This is a genomic window from Archaeoglobus neptunius, from assembly GCF_016757965.1.
In the GTDB taxonomy this organism is placed as follows: domain Archaea; phylum Halobacteriota; class Archaeoglobi; order Archaeoglobales; family Archaeoglobaceae; genus Archaeoglobus; species Archaeoglobus neptunius.
Genome location: NZ_JAEKIW010000014.1, coordinates 50,322 through 67,218 on the forward strand (window position 1 = coordinate 50,322; position 16,897 = coordinate 67,218).

Here is a 16,897-nt window from a genome sequence, read left to right on the forward strand (position 1 = left end):
AAGGTATTGGCTAATGAATTTAGAGATAACTAACCAAAATGAGGGTGTCAGTGCTATGGAAAGTCCTGAAAAACTGTGGTTTAGATTTGCAGAGAGAGATTTAAGAAGTGCTAAGAAAAATTACGAGATTGGAGAGTATCACGTTTCAGCTTTTTTGTCTCAGCAGGCAGTGGAAAAGGCGTTAAAGGCTCTGCATATCAAGAGAAGTGGAGAATTTCCGAGGATACACGATTTAACTCGTCTGGCGAGGATGATTGACGCTCCAGAGGAAATCATAAAACTCTGCGCAGAGATAACCCCTGCCTACACTGCAACCCGGTATCCTGATGTTGCAGAGGATTTCTCCGAGTCTGAAGTCTCAGAACTTATTGAAAAAGCTGAGAAGGTGGTAGAATGGGTGAGACAGTTGATTTGAGTACTGTCGAATCATTTCTCAAAAGGATTAACAAAAAATACAGAATTAAAAAAGCTGTAATATTTGGCTCATCGGTCAGAGAAGACTTCAAAAAAGACAGCGACATTGATCTGATAATCGTCAGCGACATATTTGAGGGCTTGAGTCCATTAAAACGCCCGGTCAATCTGTATCTCGAGTGGGATCTGGAATATCCTGTTGATTTCATCTGCTTCACTCCTGAAGAGTTCGAGAGACTCAGTAGAAGACCAAGTCTTGTGAGGGAAGCGTTGAAGGAGGGGAGGGTGGTTGAGTTTGGGTGATGAGTTAAAACAGCAATGGGTCTGGATGGTGAGTATATGGATAAATTTAACTTAGAAGCTAAATATTTGATCAATCCTGAAGGACAAACAGAAGATAATCCAATCTTTGAGTGGACAGGCCACCCATTCACGGATGCAGGGTTAAGTGCACTCCTTCTACTTTCGGGAAAGAGTAGGCCTGAGGAGCTGGCTGAGAAGGATGTCGAGATTGCCGTGGAATTTGCATCTAAATTGTATCTTATGGAAGGCTGGAGTACTTTACTTGCAAGGATATACAGGAACAATAATCCAATTTTAATGGTAAATCCTTCAATGAGGAAAAGCGCCACTCAAGAAAAACTTAAAGAAAGTTTGCGCATCCTTTTTAATCTGGCCCAACAAAATCTTCAGGAACCGAGGTCTCCCACCTGCCAGATATGTGGAAAAAGACGCATAGTATCCGGGTTAGAACTTAGGGCAGCAATACATTCTAAAGAAAAAGACAGGCCTAAGGAGATCACTGGAGATGTATTTCCTCTACTTGGTACGGGAGATCTAAGAAATTATTTCCCCCACGGTCAAGAGAGTGGGGCCGATGTTTGCGCATGTTGCTTGTTTTTAGCGCAATTTATTCCAATTGGTAGCTATGTGCTACACAGTGAAAGAGGTAAGATTAAAGGAATATTAGTTATACACGCACACCCACATGAATTACAGTTAGATCTCGTAAGCGAAATAATCTCTAAAGCAAAAACCTCTTTTCTGGTCAATAATGCGCGCGGCTTTAGACAACCTGTCAACTTCCTTTTCAAAAAACTTCAGGAACTCTCTCTAACCTTAGAGCAATTAGGAAACGCAACCGTAACGGCCTATTACTTCCTCAATGGAAATAGAACTGGAGAACAGTGGGTTGAAGTGATTCGAATTCCAAATCCTGTTCTTCGATTCTTAACTCACGCGAAGAGAGAAGATTATAATGGTTGGAAAAATATCGTAAGGATGGGCTGGAGAGAGAAGCCAAATAACGAAAAATTAGAAGAATACGAAAAGAATAGAGCGAATGATGTTTATTCGAGACTTTTAGAAGGTAGGAGCATACTTGCATATTTCGTAGATATTTCTGAAAGGGTGGTGAATGCGAAATGGAACCTTTTAAAGTTTTACTGCTCGGAGGTGTTGGGTTTGGAGAAGGAAGCTCTCGATTTTATTAGAAGGGTTGGAGACAGAATAGTGGAGACATTGGAAAAATTGGAGGATAACAAGCTTAGACAAAGAGTTAGAGAGTTAGAGAGAGCGGAGAAACTTTACCAGTTCGAAGCGTTCTTTGTTAACACCGAAAAACTTCGTCAAAGTCTTGGAATTCCTGAGCCTCTGATGACTTTTGACGAGTTTGCCAGAATACTCACTTCCTACGGCGAAGACATTAACGTGTCTTGGAAAACCGTGAAACATCTCCTACTCTTTCGTATCTATGAAAATCTCCATGACAAGCTTATGAAAGGCGGAGAAGAAGCTGAAGAACGTGGGGAAATCGAGTTTTTTGGAATTGAGGAGGTGATATAATGAGATTTGCAGTTGGAATGGTCTTGATAGACGCGCCACATTCGGCTCTGAATATGCTTGGTATAGACGATAGTCTCCCAGACAGAAACGTTACAAGAGTGAAGACATTAAGACGTGGAGGATACCGCTACCCATACGTCTCTCCTCAAGCTTGGCGATATTGGTGGAGAAAAACACTCAATGAGCATTTTGACTGGGAACTTTCACCTCTTTTCAGAGAAGAAAAGCAGGTATTCACAGCTGCGAATCCACTCAAATATAAAGATGATGACGTTTTTGGATACATGAGGGCATTCAAGAGGGGCGGAATAAATATTACAGTTACGAGAATTTCTCCATTAAAAAATACTCCGCTAATCTCTGTACTTCCGGAAAGGAGTTCAATTACTATGGACGAAGGTTATGCTTCAAGGCATGAGGGTGATCCGACACCATACAATCAGGAATTTTACTCCACTGTGCTCAAGGGCGCTTTTTCACTTGATCTGGAAGCTGTTGGAAGATTTACTATAATCGGCAAAGCCGGTTTCAAGAATCTCCTTACATGGAACGATGTGCCAAAAGATAAGAGTGGTAAGCCTAAAAAAGGAACGGAAGAGATAACAAAAGAAATTAGAGAAATGGAGCACATATCTGAGGAATTTGGTATAGTAAGAGGTGAAAAAGAGTGGGTCTTGCCTAACGAACTTAGAAAGAAAAGATCAGCCGAAACAATAAAAGCCATACGCTACCTTTCTGGGGGAGCAAAGCAGACCCAATTCCATACAGACATAACACCGAAGTTCGTTTTATTGATGAGCATCGATGCGGGAATAAATCCATTTATAAGCGATATCGTGTTCGAGGATAGAGGAGAAGTTAAGTTCGATACAGAAGCTCTTGCAAATAGACTTGCTGATCTGAAGGATATCTTACCAACAAAGAAGCTTTATGTGGGTTGTGACGACGGATTCATAAGAAACCTTGGGTGGGATGTTAATAAGATGTCTGAAACACTACAAAACGCTGAGATTGAAGTTGAGTTCGGCAGTGTTGGAGAAGCAATAGAAAAGTTCGTAAAAGAGGAGATTGAGCCATACTATGATGAGAGTTAAACTTAAAGCTTGGACGGCAAGTTTCCGCTACCCTACCTTCCAATCTGGCTATCAACCAACGCTACCCGTCCCACCTCCCTCAACAATTCAAGGTATACTTTCGGCAGCGAAAGGAGAAACTGTATACCTCTCCGAATTACCTTTTTTAGGTTACATTTTCAAAAGTAATGGCTTAGGGGTTGACCTTGAGAGAATCTATGCTCTGGGTAAACCGGAAACTGACATTGTGAAAAGAGAGTTTCTCTATGATGCTGAACTTTTCCTCTATCTTCCTGACGAATGGACGGAGTTCTTCAAGAAGCCCAGATACCAGCTTCTCCTTGGCAGGTCAAGCGATCTTGCAACGGTAGATGAAATCAAGCGTATTAAGCTTGAAGAAAGAGAATCCATTATTTGCGGAACGGTGGTGCCAGTGAGTTTGGGAATTCCGGGGATTGTACATGCTCTCGTGGTTGAGTACGACTACACAACTACTCCAAGAAGAGCAAGACTAGTTAGGCCATTTATCATCCTGCCATACGATAGGGGGAGATATAAAGAGAAAGTACAGATTCCGACCGATCCCGAACTTGAGTTGGGCGTCTATCTTCACAGGTGGAGCGGATGAAAGTCTGCTTCGCCAAGTTTAACCCTCATGATCTGCTCGAAAGTCATGTAAACGATGTAATAAACGTGCTAAAAAGCATAAAAACAGCTTTCCCATGGCTTGGGGACATCTTTCCTGAAATTTGGAAACTATCTTTTTATTCTGCTTTGATACATGATATTGGTAAGTGCGCTGTAGGATTTCAGAAAAATCCAAAAAAATGGGGCTACAGACACGAGATCCTTTCGACGCCTTTTACCCAATTCCTGAAAATTCCTGAAGAACAAAGGATGCTCGTGACCCTTGCTGTTCTGACTCACCATAAAACTATCGATGAAATACGAGATATTGTACCAACTAAGGAGCATAGGAGCGAATATGATGAAAAAATAGATGAACTTTTTGAGAATTCGGATTACATAGAAGGGATATTCATGCCAAAAGTTCCATTCTGGGAAGCTTATTTTTTCAGTACGAGGAATCCACCATATTTATTCCATTTTCCCGCAAATTGGAAAAAGAAAGTGAGAGAATTTGACTTCTGGCAAGTAGTTAGTTGGTATGAAAAATATTGGAGAGACAGAAAAGTGGAACTGATACTACTTAGAGGACTTCTCAATGCAACAGATCATTTGGCTTCAGCTGGGGAGATTAGTGTTCAAGTACTTCCCAGTATCGTTGAGACACTTGAATTAAAGCTTCCAAGGCAAAATTGGCGTCCCAAACAGAAGGAGGCGTGGAGAACAGATGGTAATCTTATTCTCAGAGCTCCAACTGGATATGGCAAAACTGAAGCTGCACTGCTTTGGGCTGAAAGAAACTCTTTTCGAGTTAATAACGATATTACGAGCAGAATTTTTTATATCCTTCCTTACAAAGCCAGCATAAACGCCATGCACTCCCGCATCCTCAGCCTGTTCTATGATCCATCTTTGGTTGGAGTTCTCCATAGCACCTCAAAATTTTACCTTTATTCTTCAGCTCTTGAATACAAACGCCTTTCTTCGCTATACCAGAAGATATATACCCCGTTGAAGGTCACAACTCCATTTCAGATTATGAAGTCTTTCTTCGGTGTCGGCTTCTTTGAGATGTCATTCACTGAACTAATAGGGTCTCTTTTAATCTTTGATGAAATCCATGCTTATGAGCCTAACGTCCTCGGTATAATTCTCGCAATACTTGAAGCTTTGAAAGATTATAAAACCAAGTCACTCGTTATGACGGCCACTCTTCCAGACTTCCTTGAAAAGCTGATAAAGGATGTGTTATCTCCAAAAGAGGTGAACGTTTCGGATGATGAGGTAATAAATTCACGAGACACAGAGTAAACATAAAAGATGGTAGTATAGACGACGTCCTCAATTTTGCTGAGTGCCTTCCGCGCCCTTCTCTCATTGCATGCAACACTGTGGATAGGGCTATGGAAGTATACGCACAGATGAAAGATGCAGGCCATAAAGTCATGCTACTTCATAGCAGATTCACATACGGAGACCGGGATGAAAAGGAGAGAAAGTTGATGCACAATCTAAAAGATTACGACTTCGTTGTAGCTACTCAAGTAGTTGAAGTTTCTCTTGATGTTAGCTTTGAGTCGATATTAACCGAACCAGCAACACTCGATGCTCTAATCCAGCGATTTGGAAGGGTGAATAGAAGGGGGTTTGGAAACCCAAGAGATGTTTATATCCTTACAGAGGGATCGGAAAACGATGATAAAATCTACAATCCCTATAAAATTGTGGAAAAAAGTATTAAAATTCTCGAAGATTTTAATGGAGAACCTCTTTGGGAATCGAAGATTCCAGAGCTAATAAGTGATGCTTATTCTCCAGCGAGTGAAAAGCTTGAAAAAGAGGTTGTAAATTGTTGGGAGACTGCAAAAGACCTATTCTCAGACCTTAAACCTCTTGGACATGGTGAAGATGAAAGCCAATTCTACGAAATGTTCCAAGGACTCGAAGTTGTACCGTCGAAGTTTGAGGGAAAGGTCACTGAGCTAATAGACAAAGGAAAAGGAATAGAAGTTCAAAAATATCTCGTTCCGCTACCTTACTGGAAATATTACGCTATAATAAACAATTTTGGCGAAGTTTTTAACCACTCGAAAGTCAAAAATAAGGGCTTTATTGTTGCAAACCTGAAATACAGTAAAGAACTTGGATTACTCAATGAACCATCCGAAACTGAAATTGTCTGACAACTCTTTGAAAGAGTAAAAATCAATAAACGAACTAAAAGAACACAAATAAAACAACACTTAACTTAAAACTTCTCCAAACCTCTCACAAAACCATACTCGTCCCTTAAACTATCAATAAGCTTCTTGTCAGCAGTGACCATGATAGAATCCTCCAGAATGGCCAAAGAGACGTATGCAGCATCGTAAACAGTAATGTTATTTTCAAAAGCTACCTCCAAGGTTTTTCTTGCATATTCTCCCCTCAGGGGGTACAATTCCATCGAATAAGCTTCTAAAGCTTCTGAAATATCCTTTAACTCGGAAATTGAGAAGAGTTTTTTGTAATAAAGAGCATTTAAAACTTCAAAAACTATCAGCTCTGGAGCGATGAGTTTTATTTTTCCATTAATGTAAGCATCTCTTATCTTCAAGGCATCATCTGATTTCTCTTCTTCCACAAACCACTTGACAACAACGCTTGCATCAATTACGATTTTCTCCATATCTGTCCTCTCTGAATTGTCTTATTATTTCTTCAGCCTTGGCCTCCCCTTTGCTCTTCCTCCTCAATCTTTCATTTATAAGTATTGCCTTGGCCAAATTTCTGTTTTTTTCCTCTTCTATCTTTTTTCTTATGGCTTCTCTTATGAATTCGCTCCAGTTTATCCTTACCTCATTCATCAGTTTTTTTGTCTCATCATCTATCCTCACGGTAATTACAGCCATATTTGTATTATTGTCATTACAGTAAATATTGTTTTTCTCTGTTTACAACCCCGAAAATCTCCCATCATCCCTCAGTACAGGGAGCTTATGCAGATTTTTTGTGAGCCATCCTACTTTCTTCGTCTCTCTTGCATCGAATTCCGGGACGTAGGGTTTGATATCCAGCAGAGGGGTTCCATCCACAATGTCCACATCTCGTACGTGCAGCACATTTTCCTCAACTCTGACGAGGCGCACAACCGAGAAACCAACTGGATTTGGACGGGCTGGTGCTCTGGTTGCAAATACTCCATGGAACTGGTCATCCAGAAACGGCTTTACCTTTAAGCTGTAGCCTCTGGCCAAGTGGAAGTGATATATCAGAATGATGTGTGAGAATCCCTCGATATCTTTTAAACCCTCAGCATATTCGGGGAATACTTCAACTGTCCCGTCAATACCAGTCGCAGCGGCAGGCTGTATCGGCGTTCCCTTGGGTCCCTTAAATGGAGAATGAATGATCCCGACCGGTCTGTAATTTATAACGTCCATCATGGACACCTCTTTTAATTCAAATAATTTCATCCACACTGCTTTTTTCAATCCCCAAAACCTCCCTTTTTGCCACGTCTCTCGACCTCAACCTGTATATCACAATCATGTCCTCGTCCTCGTTTATAATTTCCCGCAGCCCCATTTTGACTTCCTCGAGATCCGACTGTGTCAGCTCACCCTCAAACAGTGAGTTTTGAATCCAGTTCAGGTGCTTCCTCAAAAATTTTTTCACTTTGTTTACCCTCTCCACGCTGACATCGTAGGCAATTATTACATACATACTACCACCACATCACGAAAGGCCTGTACTTTTCCACCCCCAGAATGTGTTTAACGAGCTTGTAGCATTCCAGTCTTATCAGCCGTTGATAGGAAACATTCCTGCCAAGTGTTCTGTGCTTTACAGTCCTCTCAAGCCTCTCGTTGAAGGCCTTTAGAAATTTCTTCCTGCCCTTCTCACTCAAAAGAACTCCTTTAAAGTCCTCATCAAAGTCCCCTTCACCAACCATTTTCTTGTTCACAAGAGAAATAACAAGTCTGTCCACGAGCAAGGGCTTGAAAATCTCTGCAAGGTCAAGCGACAGGCTGAATCTCCTCTCGGACGGTTCATGGAGGTAGCTAACTGCCGGATGCAGTTGAGTGTGGTAAATTTCGGTAAGAACTGCAGAATACAGGAGAGAGTTGCCGAAGCTGATCATGGCATTAACTTCATTCTCCGGCGGTTGCCTACTCCTTTTCTCAAACTTCATTCCGGACAGCATGCTGTCGAACTTTGAATAATACTCCGTCCTTGCCGTTGCTTCAGCTCCCATAACTTCCTCCACACTCTCTGAATTTTCAAGGCCTTGAAGAGCTGAAATTACGCCTGTGTCATCTTCCCCGTTTCTCCTTAGCACACGAGCCATATTCATGATACTACCCTCAACGAAAGCCTTTGCAAGGTACAGCCTCTTCTCCCTGTCAAGGTAATGCTCCGCCTGTTTGACCACCACATCTCCGGAAATTAAGCTCTCTCTGGGATAAAATGAACCGGTGTAGTAACCATATCTGTTGAAGAAATGCACGCAAATACCTTCCCTGGCCAGATAGTTGAGAGCCTGCGAGGTTATGGTCAGCGAACCGAGAGCGTATATGGAGTATATTGAGTTTATCGGAATTGGCCTTTTTCCCTCGGCATTCTCAAAGTATATCGTATTCTCCTTCCTTCTCAGCTTGCCGTCAGATACTATATAGAAGTTCCTTTTCCTCATTTTGTCACCCGGCGAAGCAGAATTCGAAATAAGCGCACTTCCTGCAATGCTTTTTCCTGACGGGCTTTGGCATCTTTCCCCTCTTAAGCCCGTCAATTTCTCTCAAGATCTCCTCCAGATCTCTTAACCTCTTTTCGTCCAACTCAACATTCACAACTTCCCTGCTCTTCGGGTATGTGATTCTGCCCCTGGCGGGTATCCCAAGATTTGACAGGTAGAAAAGGTAATAGAGCATCTGAAAGAGGTCAGCTTTTTCCATCGATTTTGCCTTCTTTACCTCCTGAATCTCCAGCTCATTTCCCTTTCTCACAACATCTATTGCTATTGGCCCGATCCGGACATCTTTTCTATCCTTCCGGTAGAATTCTTTATGGACGAGCTTTCCTAGTTTTACGAGATCGCTCTCCTTCTCTAAACTCACGTTATGACTGAAAAGCCAGAGCTTGGTCTTGCACACGAAATAATAGTTAACCTCCACACCTCTAATGTACATTTCATCAATCATAAATTAACTACCTTATTGTACAATAAATAACTTACTTCACACCGATTTCTGCATTGAGTTTAGCCTGAAGAGAAATCGCAAAAATCGGAATAAACTGTTTAAAAAGGAGTTGGGCTGAAAAACGGCTGTTTGATATGGTCGCAAAACAAATTATTTTGTACTTTTTATTATGCATATTTTTAGTTTTTATTTCCTTTATTTTAAAAACAGAGTGGTCAAATTTTTATTTTCAATTCCACCCATGTTAATTTGCCTTTAATTTCCTTAAAAAGTGATCTGATTCGCCCAATTTGAAATAAATCTCCAGAATAAAAGTCGCACATCTTTATAAATGGTCCGCAACTTTGGGGATTCACGACAGTATATGAACTAAAGAAGGATTGAGAAAGCTTTAAATTAGAAATGAAAGAAATATTACCAGAGGTTGAAATCAGACCAAAGTGGGATTGAAAGGGTTGAACAAGGGTAAAGACGCTTATTAACCTTATTAACTTCAGTTAATAACCTGCCTTTCTCTTCTCTTTCTGTTGAAATCAGACCAAAGTGGGATTGAAAGATATGTGGACTACATGTGGATCGCAACGAGAAATGTGTTGAAATCAGACCAAAGTGGGATTGAAAGAGCTCACCAACTCTACAACCAGATTCCCACAAAACAGGTTGAAATCAGACCAAAGTGGGATTGAAAGAGATATAAATCTGCCTGATCTGGTTTAATTTGTTCACGTTGAAATCAGACCAAAGTGGGATTGAAAGATTCTTAGGGATCCATCTCCGCTCTCCAACCAAAAGTTGAAATCAGACCAAAGTGGGATTGAAAGTCTGAGGTAAGAAGCTTCAATGGTATAACCTGCTTTGAGTTGAAATCAGACCAAAGTGGGATTGAAAGCGTGGCACAGTTGACTATCAACACGGCTATGTCCTCTCTCACAACCTCGTTGAAATCAGACCAAAGTGGGATTGAAAGAGAGAAACTAAATCCTTTCTGGTTTGCTCTGTTATTTGTGTTGAAATCAGACCAAAGTGGGATTGAAAGGCGGAAAGCTGCACTACGTTGCACCGGATGGGCGGCTATGTGGGTTGAAATCAGACCAAAGTGGGATTGAAAGCAGGTAGCCCTATTGCAAACTTAACTCCCCCAAGCCTTGCGACAGTTCGTTGAAATCAGACCAAAGTGGGATTGAAAGGTAAACCATTCTGAGCTTCTCCCGCAAGCTGAAAAGCCGGGTTGAAATCAGACCAAAGTGGGATTGAAAGCTGTATCAGAAGGGTATACTGAAAGCACAAAAAGAAACGGTTGAAATCAGACCAAAGTGGGATTGAAAGGTTCAAGAGGAGTCACGTTCCAATCGGGCTAATGATAAGTTGAAATCAGACCAAAGTGGGATTGAAAGCATCTTCATCGTATTTTTTCAGAATTTCCTGCTTCACTGTTGAAATCAGACCAAAGTGGGATTGAAAGGCATACAAGGAAATGATGCTGGACATCGAGTACTGGGAGTTGAAATCAGACCAAAGTGGGATTGAAAGCCTATACTGGGATGGACATTCACAGTAATTACATATCTGAGCTTGTTGAAATCAGACCAAAGTGGGATTGAAAGTCAATTCTTCCATCAAGACTAAACTTGAATTATGTGGCGTTGAAATCAGACCAAAGTGGGATTGAAAGAGGCTCTTGTTCCTGTGAGGTCTAAACGTATGGGGTTTGTTGAAATCAGACCAAAGTGGGATTGAAAGTATCCTTTGAGCCGCTCATAATAAGTTCCTGATAAGCGTTGAAATCAGACCAAAGTGGGATTGAAAGAGAAATCTAATACTCAACCTCGACAGCCATGTCGAAAAAGTTGAAATCAGACCAAAGTGGGATTGAAAGGGTCTCGCTGAGGGGGATCGTCAGCTCTGGATCCAGAGTTGAAATCAGACCAAAGTGGGATTGAAAGACTGGTGGTTTTTGGCTCCAACCCTCTGTATTCAATGTTGAAATCAGACCAAAGTGGGATTGAAAGGCCTTGCTGGCTTTGTTGTTGCGAAGGTTCTGCTCGCCGTTGAAATCAGACCAAAGTGGGATTGAAAGCATCTTCATCGTATTTTTTTAGAATTTCTTGCTTTACTGTTGAAATCAGACCAAAGTGGGATTGAAAGTCTCTGCGAGTTCAGAGAGGGCTCTGTTGTTAAGAGAGGTTGAAATCAGACCAAAGTGGGATTGAAAGTTTTATCTGTATTATGAAATTTATTCTGCGACGAATTGTTGAAATCAGACCAAAGTGGGATTGAAAGAAACATCATATAAACTCAAACAAGCTCCTTATGCCCTGTTGAAATCAGACCAAAGTGGGATTGAAAGCGTACATCGTGCTGGCGAACCACTCAGCATGCTGTTCCGTTGAAATCAGACCAAAGTGGGATTGAAAGCGTACATCTGTTTAATCTCGGAATCGGAAAGAGCACGGGTTGAAATCAGACCAAAGTGGGATTGAAAGCTTTTTGTGTGAACTATAAAGAGATAGTAGCCGTCGTTGTTGAAATCAGACCAAAGTGGGATTGAAAGATGGAACTCTTGTTTACATAATTCTTGAAACTGCTGAGGCAGAATTTGGTTGAAATCAGACCAAAGTGGGATTGAAAGAAACAAGCGATAACAATCACAGCTTGGATAAAACCGAGTTGAAATCAGACCAAAGTGGGATTGAAAGAAGCTTGTTATAGATAGCTGGGCTTATGTGGTTGATGTTGAAATCAGACCAAAGTGGGATTGAAAGCGATCTGCAGGACCTTGAAGAACAATTGACCAATAACAGTTGAAATCAGACCAAAGTGGGATTGAAAGTACTAACTGAATTATTAATAAGATAAGAACATGTATCAGTTGAAATCAGACCAAAGTGGGATTGAAAGTTAGATTTTTTTATTTGGTAGGTGAAAGGCAGATAAAAGTTGAAATCAGACCAAAGTGGGATTGAAAGTCTCCCCTTCTGAATGTTAATAGTCTCTTGTACGGTTTCTCGAGTTGAAATCAGACCAAAGTGGGATTGAAAGGCCTGATATAGCAATAGCCACCAACCACCCTAATTTCTGTTGAAATCAGACCAAAGTGGGATTGAAAGGCAGCAGAGGACTTAAGCTTCTAACAGTTGCGGCGTTTGTTGAAATCAGACCAAAGTGGGATTGAAAGCTACAGCCCCGATGGCAAGCATCTTCTGAGTGTCGGTGAGTTGAAATCAGACCAAAGTGGGATTGAAAGTTTTCGAGGAGGATCCTGACGAAGAGAATTTCGATTACCGTTGAAATCAGACCAAAGTGGGATTGAAAGCTTGAAGGTTGGATCATATGAAATATGCCAACTCCTCCAGTTGAAATCAGACCAAAGTGGGATTGAAAGATTTTAACTTTCATAATAGATATTCCGCTAAAAAATAGTTGAAATCAGACCAAAGTGGGATTGAAAGGTTTGCCGGTGAGGAGTATTATTCAATCCTCGAGGAGGTGAAGTTGAAATCAGACCAAAGTGGGATTGAAAGAAGAGTCTGGCAAAATCCACGTCCCTGTATCCGTACTCTTCGTTGAAATCAGACCAAAGTGGGATTGAAAGTATAAACCTGAAAATAAACCAGCATGCACTATTTTCATGTTGAAATCAGACCAAAGTGGGATTGAAAGAGCGTTCCGCTAACGGGTAATCTTGTTGTGCTGAAGGTTGAAATCAGACCAAAGTGGGATTGAAAGTCTCAAATTTTGCGTAAGGTTTCCATAGCCTTGCCAAGTTGAAATCAGACCAAAGTGGGATTGAAAGCGTGATTCATCAACCCAAACTTTTGCCTTTACCGTTGAAATCAGACCAAAGTGGGATTGAAAGATTCCTGAACCCGTGAGGGTTGCAGCGGTCCAAACAGTTGAAATCAGACCAAAGTGGGATTGAAAGGGAGAACGGGATAGAGATCAGTGTCGGAAAAGGGCAGGTTGAAATCAGACCAAAGTGGGATTGAAAGATCTTCTCGAAATCGACATTATTCAGGGCACCGCCAGTTGAAATCAGACCAAAGTGGGATTGAAAGCTAGACGCATCACTCGCACAGACCTTCAAGCTCAGCGTGTTGAAATCAGACCAAAGTGGGATTGAAAGAGTATTCTGTTTACCACTTCAACCTGCTCCCTGACTTGTTGAAATCAGACCAAAGTGGGATTGAAAGATCATCTCAAGAGATGCCTCGAGCAGCTTAACTGCAGGTTGAAATCAGACCAAAGTGGGATTGAAAGGAATGGTAAACTTCCCATTCTCGACTTTTGGAAGGAGTTGAAATCAGACCAAAGTGGGATTGAAAGTTTCTCTGAGCTTTGAGGATGTGTCTTCAAAGATGCAGAGTTGAAATCAGACCAAAGTGGGATTGAAAGGCCGTATTGAGCAAGCCACATGAAGACCTGTGCCTGAGTTGAAATCAGACCAAAGTGGGATTGAAAGATTCGGTGTCTCCTCTGTTGGTTTAATCCAAGCTGTAAGGTTGAAATCAGACCAAAGTGGGATTGAAAGCTTCTTGCCGATCTGTATGATCACAGCCTCGAGGGGAGTTGAAATCAGACCAAAGTGGGATTGAAAGGCTATATTTCTGCTGCAATGTGGGTTTATCGTCGAAGCTGTTGAAATCAGACCAAAGTGGGATTGAAAGTTGGTGCTGGTGCCGCACCTCTATATATCCTCATTCCCTCGTTGAAATCAGACCAAAGTGGGATTGAAAGATTTCAGCCGTTTTGATAGTTTTGGGATTGAGGTATGTTGAAATCAGACCAAAGTGGGATTGAAAGTTATTTGGTCAATCTGTTCGCTGATTCTGCGCTTGTAAGTTGAAATCAGACCAAAGTGGGATTGAAAGCGTGATTCATCAACCCAAACTTTTGCCTTTACCTGCAAGTTGAAATCAGACCAAAGTGGGATTGAAAGCGTGATTCATCAACCCAAACTTTTGCCTTTACCTGCAAGTTGAAATCAGACCAAAGTGGGATTGAAAGGATACCTTTCAGACCCGGACACTGATGCATTCTATAGTTGAAATCAGACCAAAGTGGGATTGAAAGACGATCTGCGCTGATTGTCGTTCATTGCTGGAATGGATTGTTGACCAGCGTTGAAATCAGACCAAAGTGGGATTGAAAGTGTTCTAAGAGCTTTGGAAGAGGAGGGCTATATCAAGAGGTTGAAATCAGACCAAAGTGGGATTGAAAGGCTTGCAGTGTAGCTGTAGGTGTTGCCTTCTGTAAGCGTTGAAATCAGACCAAAGTGGGATTGAAAGTACAGTTGCAGATGATGAAGAATGATGAACTTGAACGTTGAAATCAGACCAAGGTGGGATTGAAAGCGTTTTACTGCTTTTTCAATGCATGAAGTGGATAATTAGTTGAAATCAGACCAAGGTGGGATTGAAAGACACCTTCTCAGATCCGGGAGTGCACAGGGTTTATGCTGTTGAAATCAGACCAAGGTGGGATTGAAAGGTTTGCGTTGGGTCTGCTACGTCAGTTCCATCTCCAAGTTGAAATCAGACCAAGGTGGGATTGAAAGTCCCCCACCACTGCCTTGCCGGTATGTACTGACTCTCGTTGAAATCAGACCAAGGTGGGATTGAAAGCTGGTACTGCATAAACTGCTATTAATATATTCATAAGTTGAAATCAGACCAAGGTGGGATTGAAAGTTAAGCTCAATGCAATCGCTTTTATACTGCACATAATCGTTGAAATCAGACCAAGGTGGGATTGAAAGGTTACACTGTCGATAAATGAGAAATTAAAAGAGCTTGCGTTGAAATCAGACCAAGGTGGGATTGAAAGGGAACTAAGGCAGAGGAGATAAAGACGGAGATGTTCTGTTGAAATCAGACCAAGGTGGGATTGAAAGACTTACGACATAGCTTATGCATTCAAGAGGCAATCACCTGCAAAAGTTGAAATCAGACCAAGGTGGGATTGAAAGTTGGGTAAGGGTTATCGTGAAACAATTGACTTCAGCAACCGTTGAAATCAGACCAAGGTGGGATTGAAAGCTCATTTCTCACCACCCATAACGTCTTTTGCTTTAGCTGAGTTGAAATCAGACCAAGGTGGGATTGAAAGGTAGTATGCTCACAACGATGAAAATCGGTATTACTCCCGTTGAAATCAGACCAAGGTGGGATTGAAAGATTGCTTGAACAACCTGAGCGATTATCGAGACGAACTTGTTGAAATCAGACCAAAGTGGGATTGAAAGACAACACCATACTTATCCACCCAATAACTGATGTTGTGTTGAAATCAGACCAAGGTGGGATTGAAAGCGGACGGGAGCACTCCACCCTGACGGGGTCAAAATAGGTTGAAATCAGACCAAGGTGGGATTGAAAGGCTTTATGGTTTTAAGGCTAGTTCCATCTGTTCCTTTTGTTGAAATCAGCATTGTTTAGTATGGGACACGTAGACAATCAAAATGCCAGAATTTCAGCAAATCGAAATAAAAATATGGCATCTGCCACGTTCCATGGACTGGATCTCAAGCTGCCTGTTGATATCGGACAAGACTGGTACTACCTTCGAGTAATTGAAGTTGTCATAGAGATCCCGCGAAATCAAAATCGAGACAGAATGACGAATTTTCTAAGGTCTTCATTAACTCTAAAGGTTCCGTTCTCCGTTGTTACATCATCCCCAGATACAATAATCTTTTTTCCCGGCTTTATTCCAACATCGCCAAGTTTTGACGGTGCAACAACCACCAGAAATTCGCCTTCGACCACATTGTTCAGACTAACAAGCTCCTGGGTGCAGAAGTCGCAAACTTCACAGTCCCCGGCTATAATTCGGCATATTCTGACGAAAGCATCTTCTGTAATGTGATGTTCAAGCTCACAGCTTAGCTTTGAAGCGATTTCCTCCTCTATTTCCAGATAATCTCTGAAAAAGACGAGAAGTGCCAGATAGTATTTCTTTATCCTTTTAGCTACCTCTTCCCCCTTCTTTGTGAGTTTTGCTCCTCTGTACGGCTGGTAGTCTACGTATCCCAGATCCTTCAGTTTTATTAGCATTTCCGTTACACTCGAGGGTTTCACATTCAAAATATTTGCCAGATCGCCTGTTTTTGCTACTCTATTTTCATTCTCCTGAATGTCGTAAATCGCTTCTAGATACTCCTCAACCCTTTCCATTAACTGTAGATTTTAAACAGGTAATTAAAAACAGTTTCTGTAGCTGTGAAATAGCAGGATTAATAAATGCTAAAATCCATCAGATATAAATCATTTTTCAATTGTTTAACTTGGCAAAACTTAAATAATCATTAAATCAGGCAATGCTGGGTGGTAAAAATGCTTGCAGACTTTATCCTCACGGATGAGCAGAAAGCGATAAAAGAGGCGGCGAGAGAGTTTGCAGAGAAGGAGTTTCCGAACTATGCCGAGGAGTGTGACAGAGAGGAGAAGTTCCCGTTCGAGCTGTGGAAGAAGGCAGCCCAGCTCGGGTTTATCGGAATGTCGATCCCGGAAGAATACGGCGGGCAGGGCTTGGGCGTTTTTGATACTTGCCTGGTTATAGAGGAGTTCTGGAGAATTGACGGTGGTCTCGGAATGATTACGGCATCTACTTTCGGCAGCGAGCAAATACAGATGTTCGGCAACGAGGAGCAGAAGAAGAAATACCTCCCACCACTTGCCAAGGGAGAGAAAATCTGCGCAGCCTGCTACACCGAGCCTCAGGCGGGAAGTGATGTAGCGGGCATAAAAACCAGAGCCGACA

15 protein-coding genes and 1 CRISPR repeat array are annotated in these 16,897 nt (G+C 41.7%); of the genes, 8 read left to right on the plus strand and 7 right to left on the minus strand.

Translation table 11 applies throughout. The features are described from left to right. Positions 1 to 55 precede the first annotated feature (55 nt). The 7 genes from JFQ59_RS11000 to cas3 (JFQ59_RS12615) all read left to right on the plus strand — a co-directional run bounded on the left by JFQ59_RS11000 (position 56) and on the right by cas3 (JFQ59_RS12615) (position 6,142). The gene (locus JFQ59_RS11000; protein ID WP_202320526.1) at positions 56 to 415 is read left to right on the plus strand and encodes a HEPN domain-containing protein; all 360 of its coding nucleotides are present in this window, start codon (positions 56 to 58) and stop codon (positions 413 to 415) included. Further along, complete coding sequence (locus JFQ59_RS11005) at positions 394 to 717, plus strand: nucleotidyltransferase domain-containing protein (protein ID WP_202320528.1); 324 nt, start codon at positions 394 to 396, stop codon at positions 715 to 717. Before JFQ59_RS11000 ends, JFQ59_RS11005 begins: the two co-directional genes overlap by 22 nt. Before the next feature lie 15 nt (positions 718 to 732). Then, a complete protein-coding gene (gene cas8a1 / locus JFQ59_RS11010; RefSeq protein WP_202320529.1) occupies positions 733 to 2,259 on the plus strand; it encodes a type I-B CRISPR-associated protein Cas8b1/Cst1 in 1,527 nt (508 codons plus the stop codon). Beyond that, a complete protein-coding gene (cas7i, locus tag JFQ59_RS11015; RefSeq protein ID WP_202320531.1) occupies positions 2,259 to 3,353 on the plus strand; it encodes a type I-B CRISPR-associated protein Cas7/Cst2/DevR in 1,095 nt (364 codons plus the stop codon). Before cas8a1 ends, cas7i begins: the two co-directional genes overlap by 1 nt. After that, a complete protein-coding gene (gene cas5b / locus JFQ59_RS11020; protein ID WP_202320533.1) occupies positions 3,340 to 3,960 on the plus strand; it encodes a type I-B CRISPR-associated protein Cas5b in 621 nt (206 codons plus the stop codon). The genes cas7i and cas5b overlap by 14 nt, the downstream gene beginning before the upstream one ends. Further along, the gene (gene cas3 / locus JFQ59_RS12610; RefSeq protein WP_202320535.1) at positions 3,957 to 5,270 is read left to right on the plus strand and encodes a CRISPR-associated helicase Cas3'; all 1,314 of its coding nucleotides are present in this window, start codon (positions 3,957 to 3,959) and stop codon (positions 5,268 to 5,270) included. Before cas5b ends, cas3 (JFQ59_RS12610) begins: the two co-directional genes overlap by 4 nt. Positions 5,271 to 5,335: 65 nt before the next feature. After that, positions 5,336 to 6,142, plus strand: a complete 807-nt coding sequence (gene cas3 / locus JFQ59_RS12615; protein WP_330999881.1) for a CRISPR-associated helicase Cas3' — start codon at positions 5,336 to 5,338, stop codon at positions 6,140 to 6,142. Positions 6,143 to 6,207: 65 nt separating this feature from the next. Here cas3 (JFQ59_RS12615) and JFQ59_RS11035 read toward each other — a convergent pair whose 3' ends face one another. The 7 genes from JFQ59_RS11035 to JFQ59_RS11065 form a co-directional block, all read right to left on the minus strand. Next, positions 6,208 to 6,627 (minus strand): type II toxin-antitoxin system VapC family toxin, encoded by a 420-nt coding sequence (locus JFQ59_RS11035; protein ID WP_202320537.1) that lies wholly within the window; start codon positions 6,625 to 6,627, stop codon positions 6,208 to 6,210. Then, entirely contained in the window at positions 6,608 to 6,850 is a 243-nt protein-coding gene (locus JFQ59_RS11040) for a DUF6290 family protein (RefSeq protein ID WP_202320538.1), read from the minus strand. Before JFQ59_RS11040 ends, JFQ59_RS11035 begins: the two co-directional genes overlap by 20 nt. A 42-nt stretch (positions 6,851 to 6,892) precedes the next feature. Continuing rightward, on the minus strand, positions 6,893 to 7,381 hold the full coding sequence (tsaA, locus tag JFQ59_RS11045) for a tRNA (N6-threonylcarbamoyladenosine(37)-N6)-methyltransferase TrmO (RefSeq protein WP_202320556.1): 489 nt from the start codon (positions 7,379 to 7,381) through the stop codon (positions 6,893 to 6,895). 19 nt (positions 7,382 to 7,400) lie between these two features. Further along, positions 7,401 to 7,664, minus strand: a complete 264-nt coding sequence (gene cas2 / locus JFQ59_RS11050) for a CRISPR-associated endonuclease Cas2 (RefSeq protein WP_202320540.1) — start codon at positions 7,662 to 7,664, stop codon at positions 7,401 to 7,403. A 1-nt stretch (position 7,665) separates the two neighbouring features. Further along, the gene (gene cas1b, locus JFQ59_RS11055) at positions 7,666 to 8,634 is read right to left on the minus strand and encodes a type I-B CRISPR-associated endonuclease Cas1b (RefSeq protein WP_202320542.1); all 969 of its coding nucleotides are present in this window, start codon (positions 8,632 to 8,634) and stop codon (positions 7,666 to 7,668) included. A 4-nt stretch (positions 8,635 to 8,638) separates the two neighbouring features. Beyond that, positions 8,639 to 9,139: a CRISPR-associated protein Cas4 gene (cas4, locus tag JFQ59_RS11060; RefSeq protein ID WP_202320544.1), complete on the minus strand. Its 501-nt coding sequence runs from the start codon at positions 9,137 to 9,139 to the stop codon at positions 8,639 to 8,641. 423 nt (positions 9,140 to 9,562) lie between these two features. Next, positions 9,563 to 15,514: direct repeats of the CRISPR family, unit length 30 nt; unit sequence GTTGAAATCAGACCAAAGTGGGATTGAAAG. Positions 15,515 to 15,735: 221 nt separating this feature from the next. After that, a complete protein-coding gene (locus JFQ59_RS11065; RefSeq protein ID WP_202320546.1) occupies positions 15,736 to 16,311 on the minus strand; it encodes a metal-dependent transcriptional regulator in 576 nt (191 codons plus the stop codon). 159 nt (positions 16,312 to 16,470) lie between these two features. Here JFQ59_RS11065 and JFQ59_RS11070 point away from each other — a divergent pair. After that, on the plus strand, positions 16,471 to 16,897 hold a 427-nt coding region (locus tag JFQ59_RS11070; RefSeq protein ID WP_202320558.1), incomplete at its 3' end, for an acyl-CoA dehydrogenase family protein.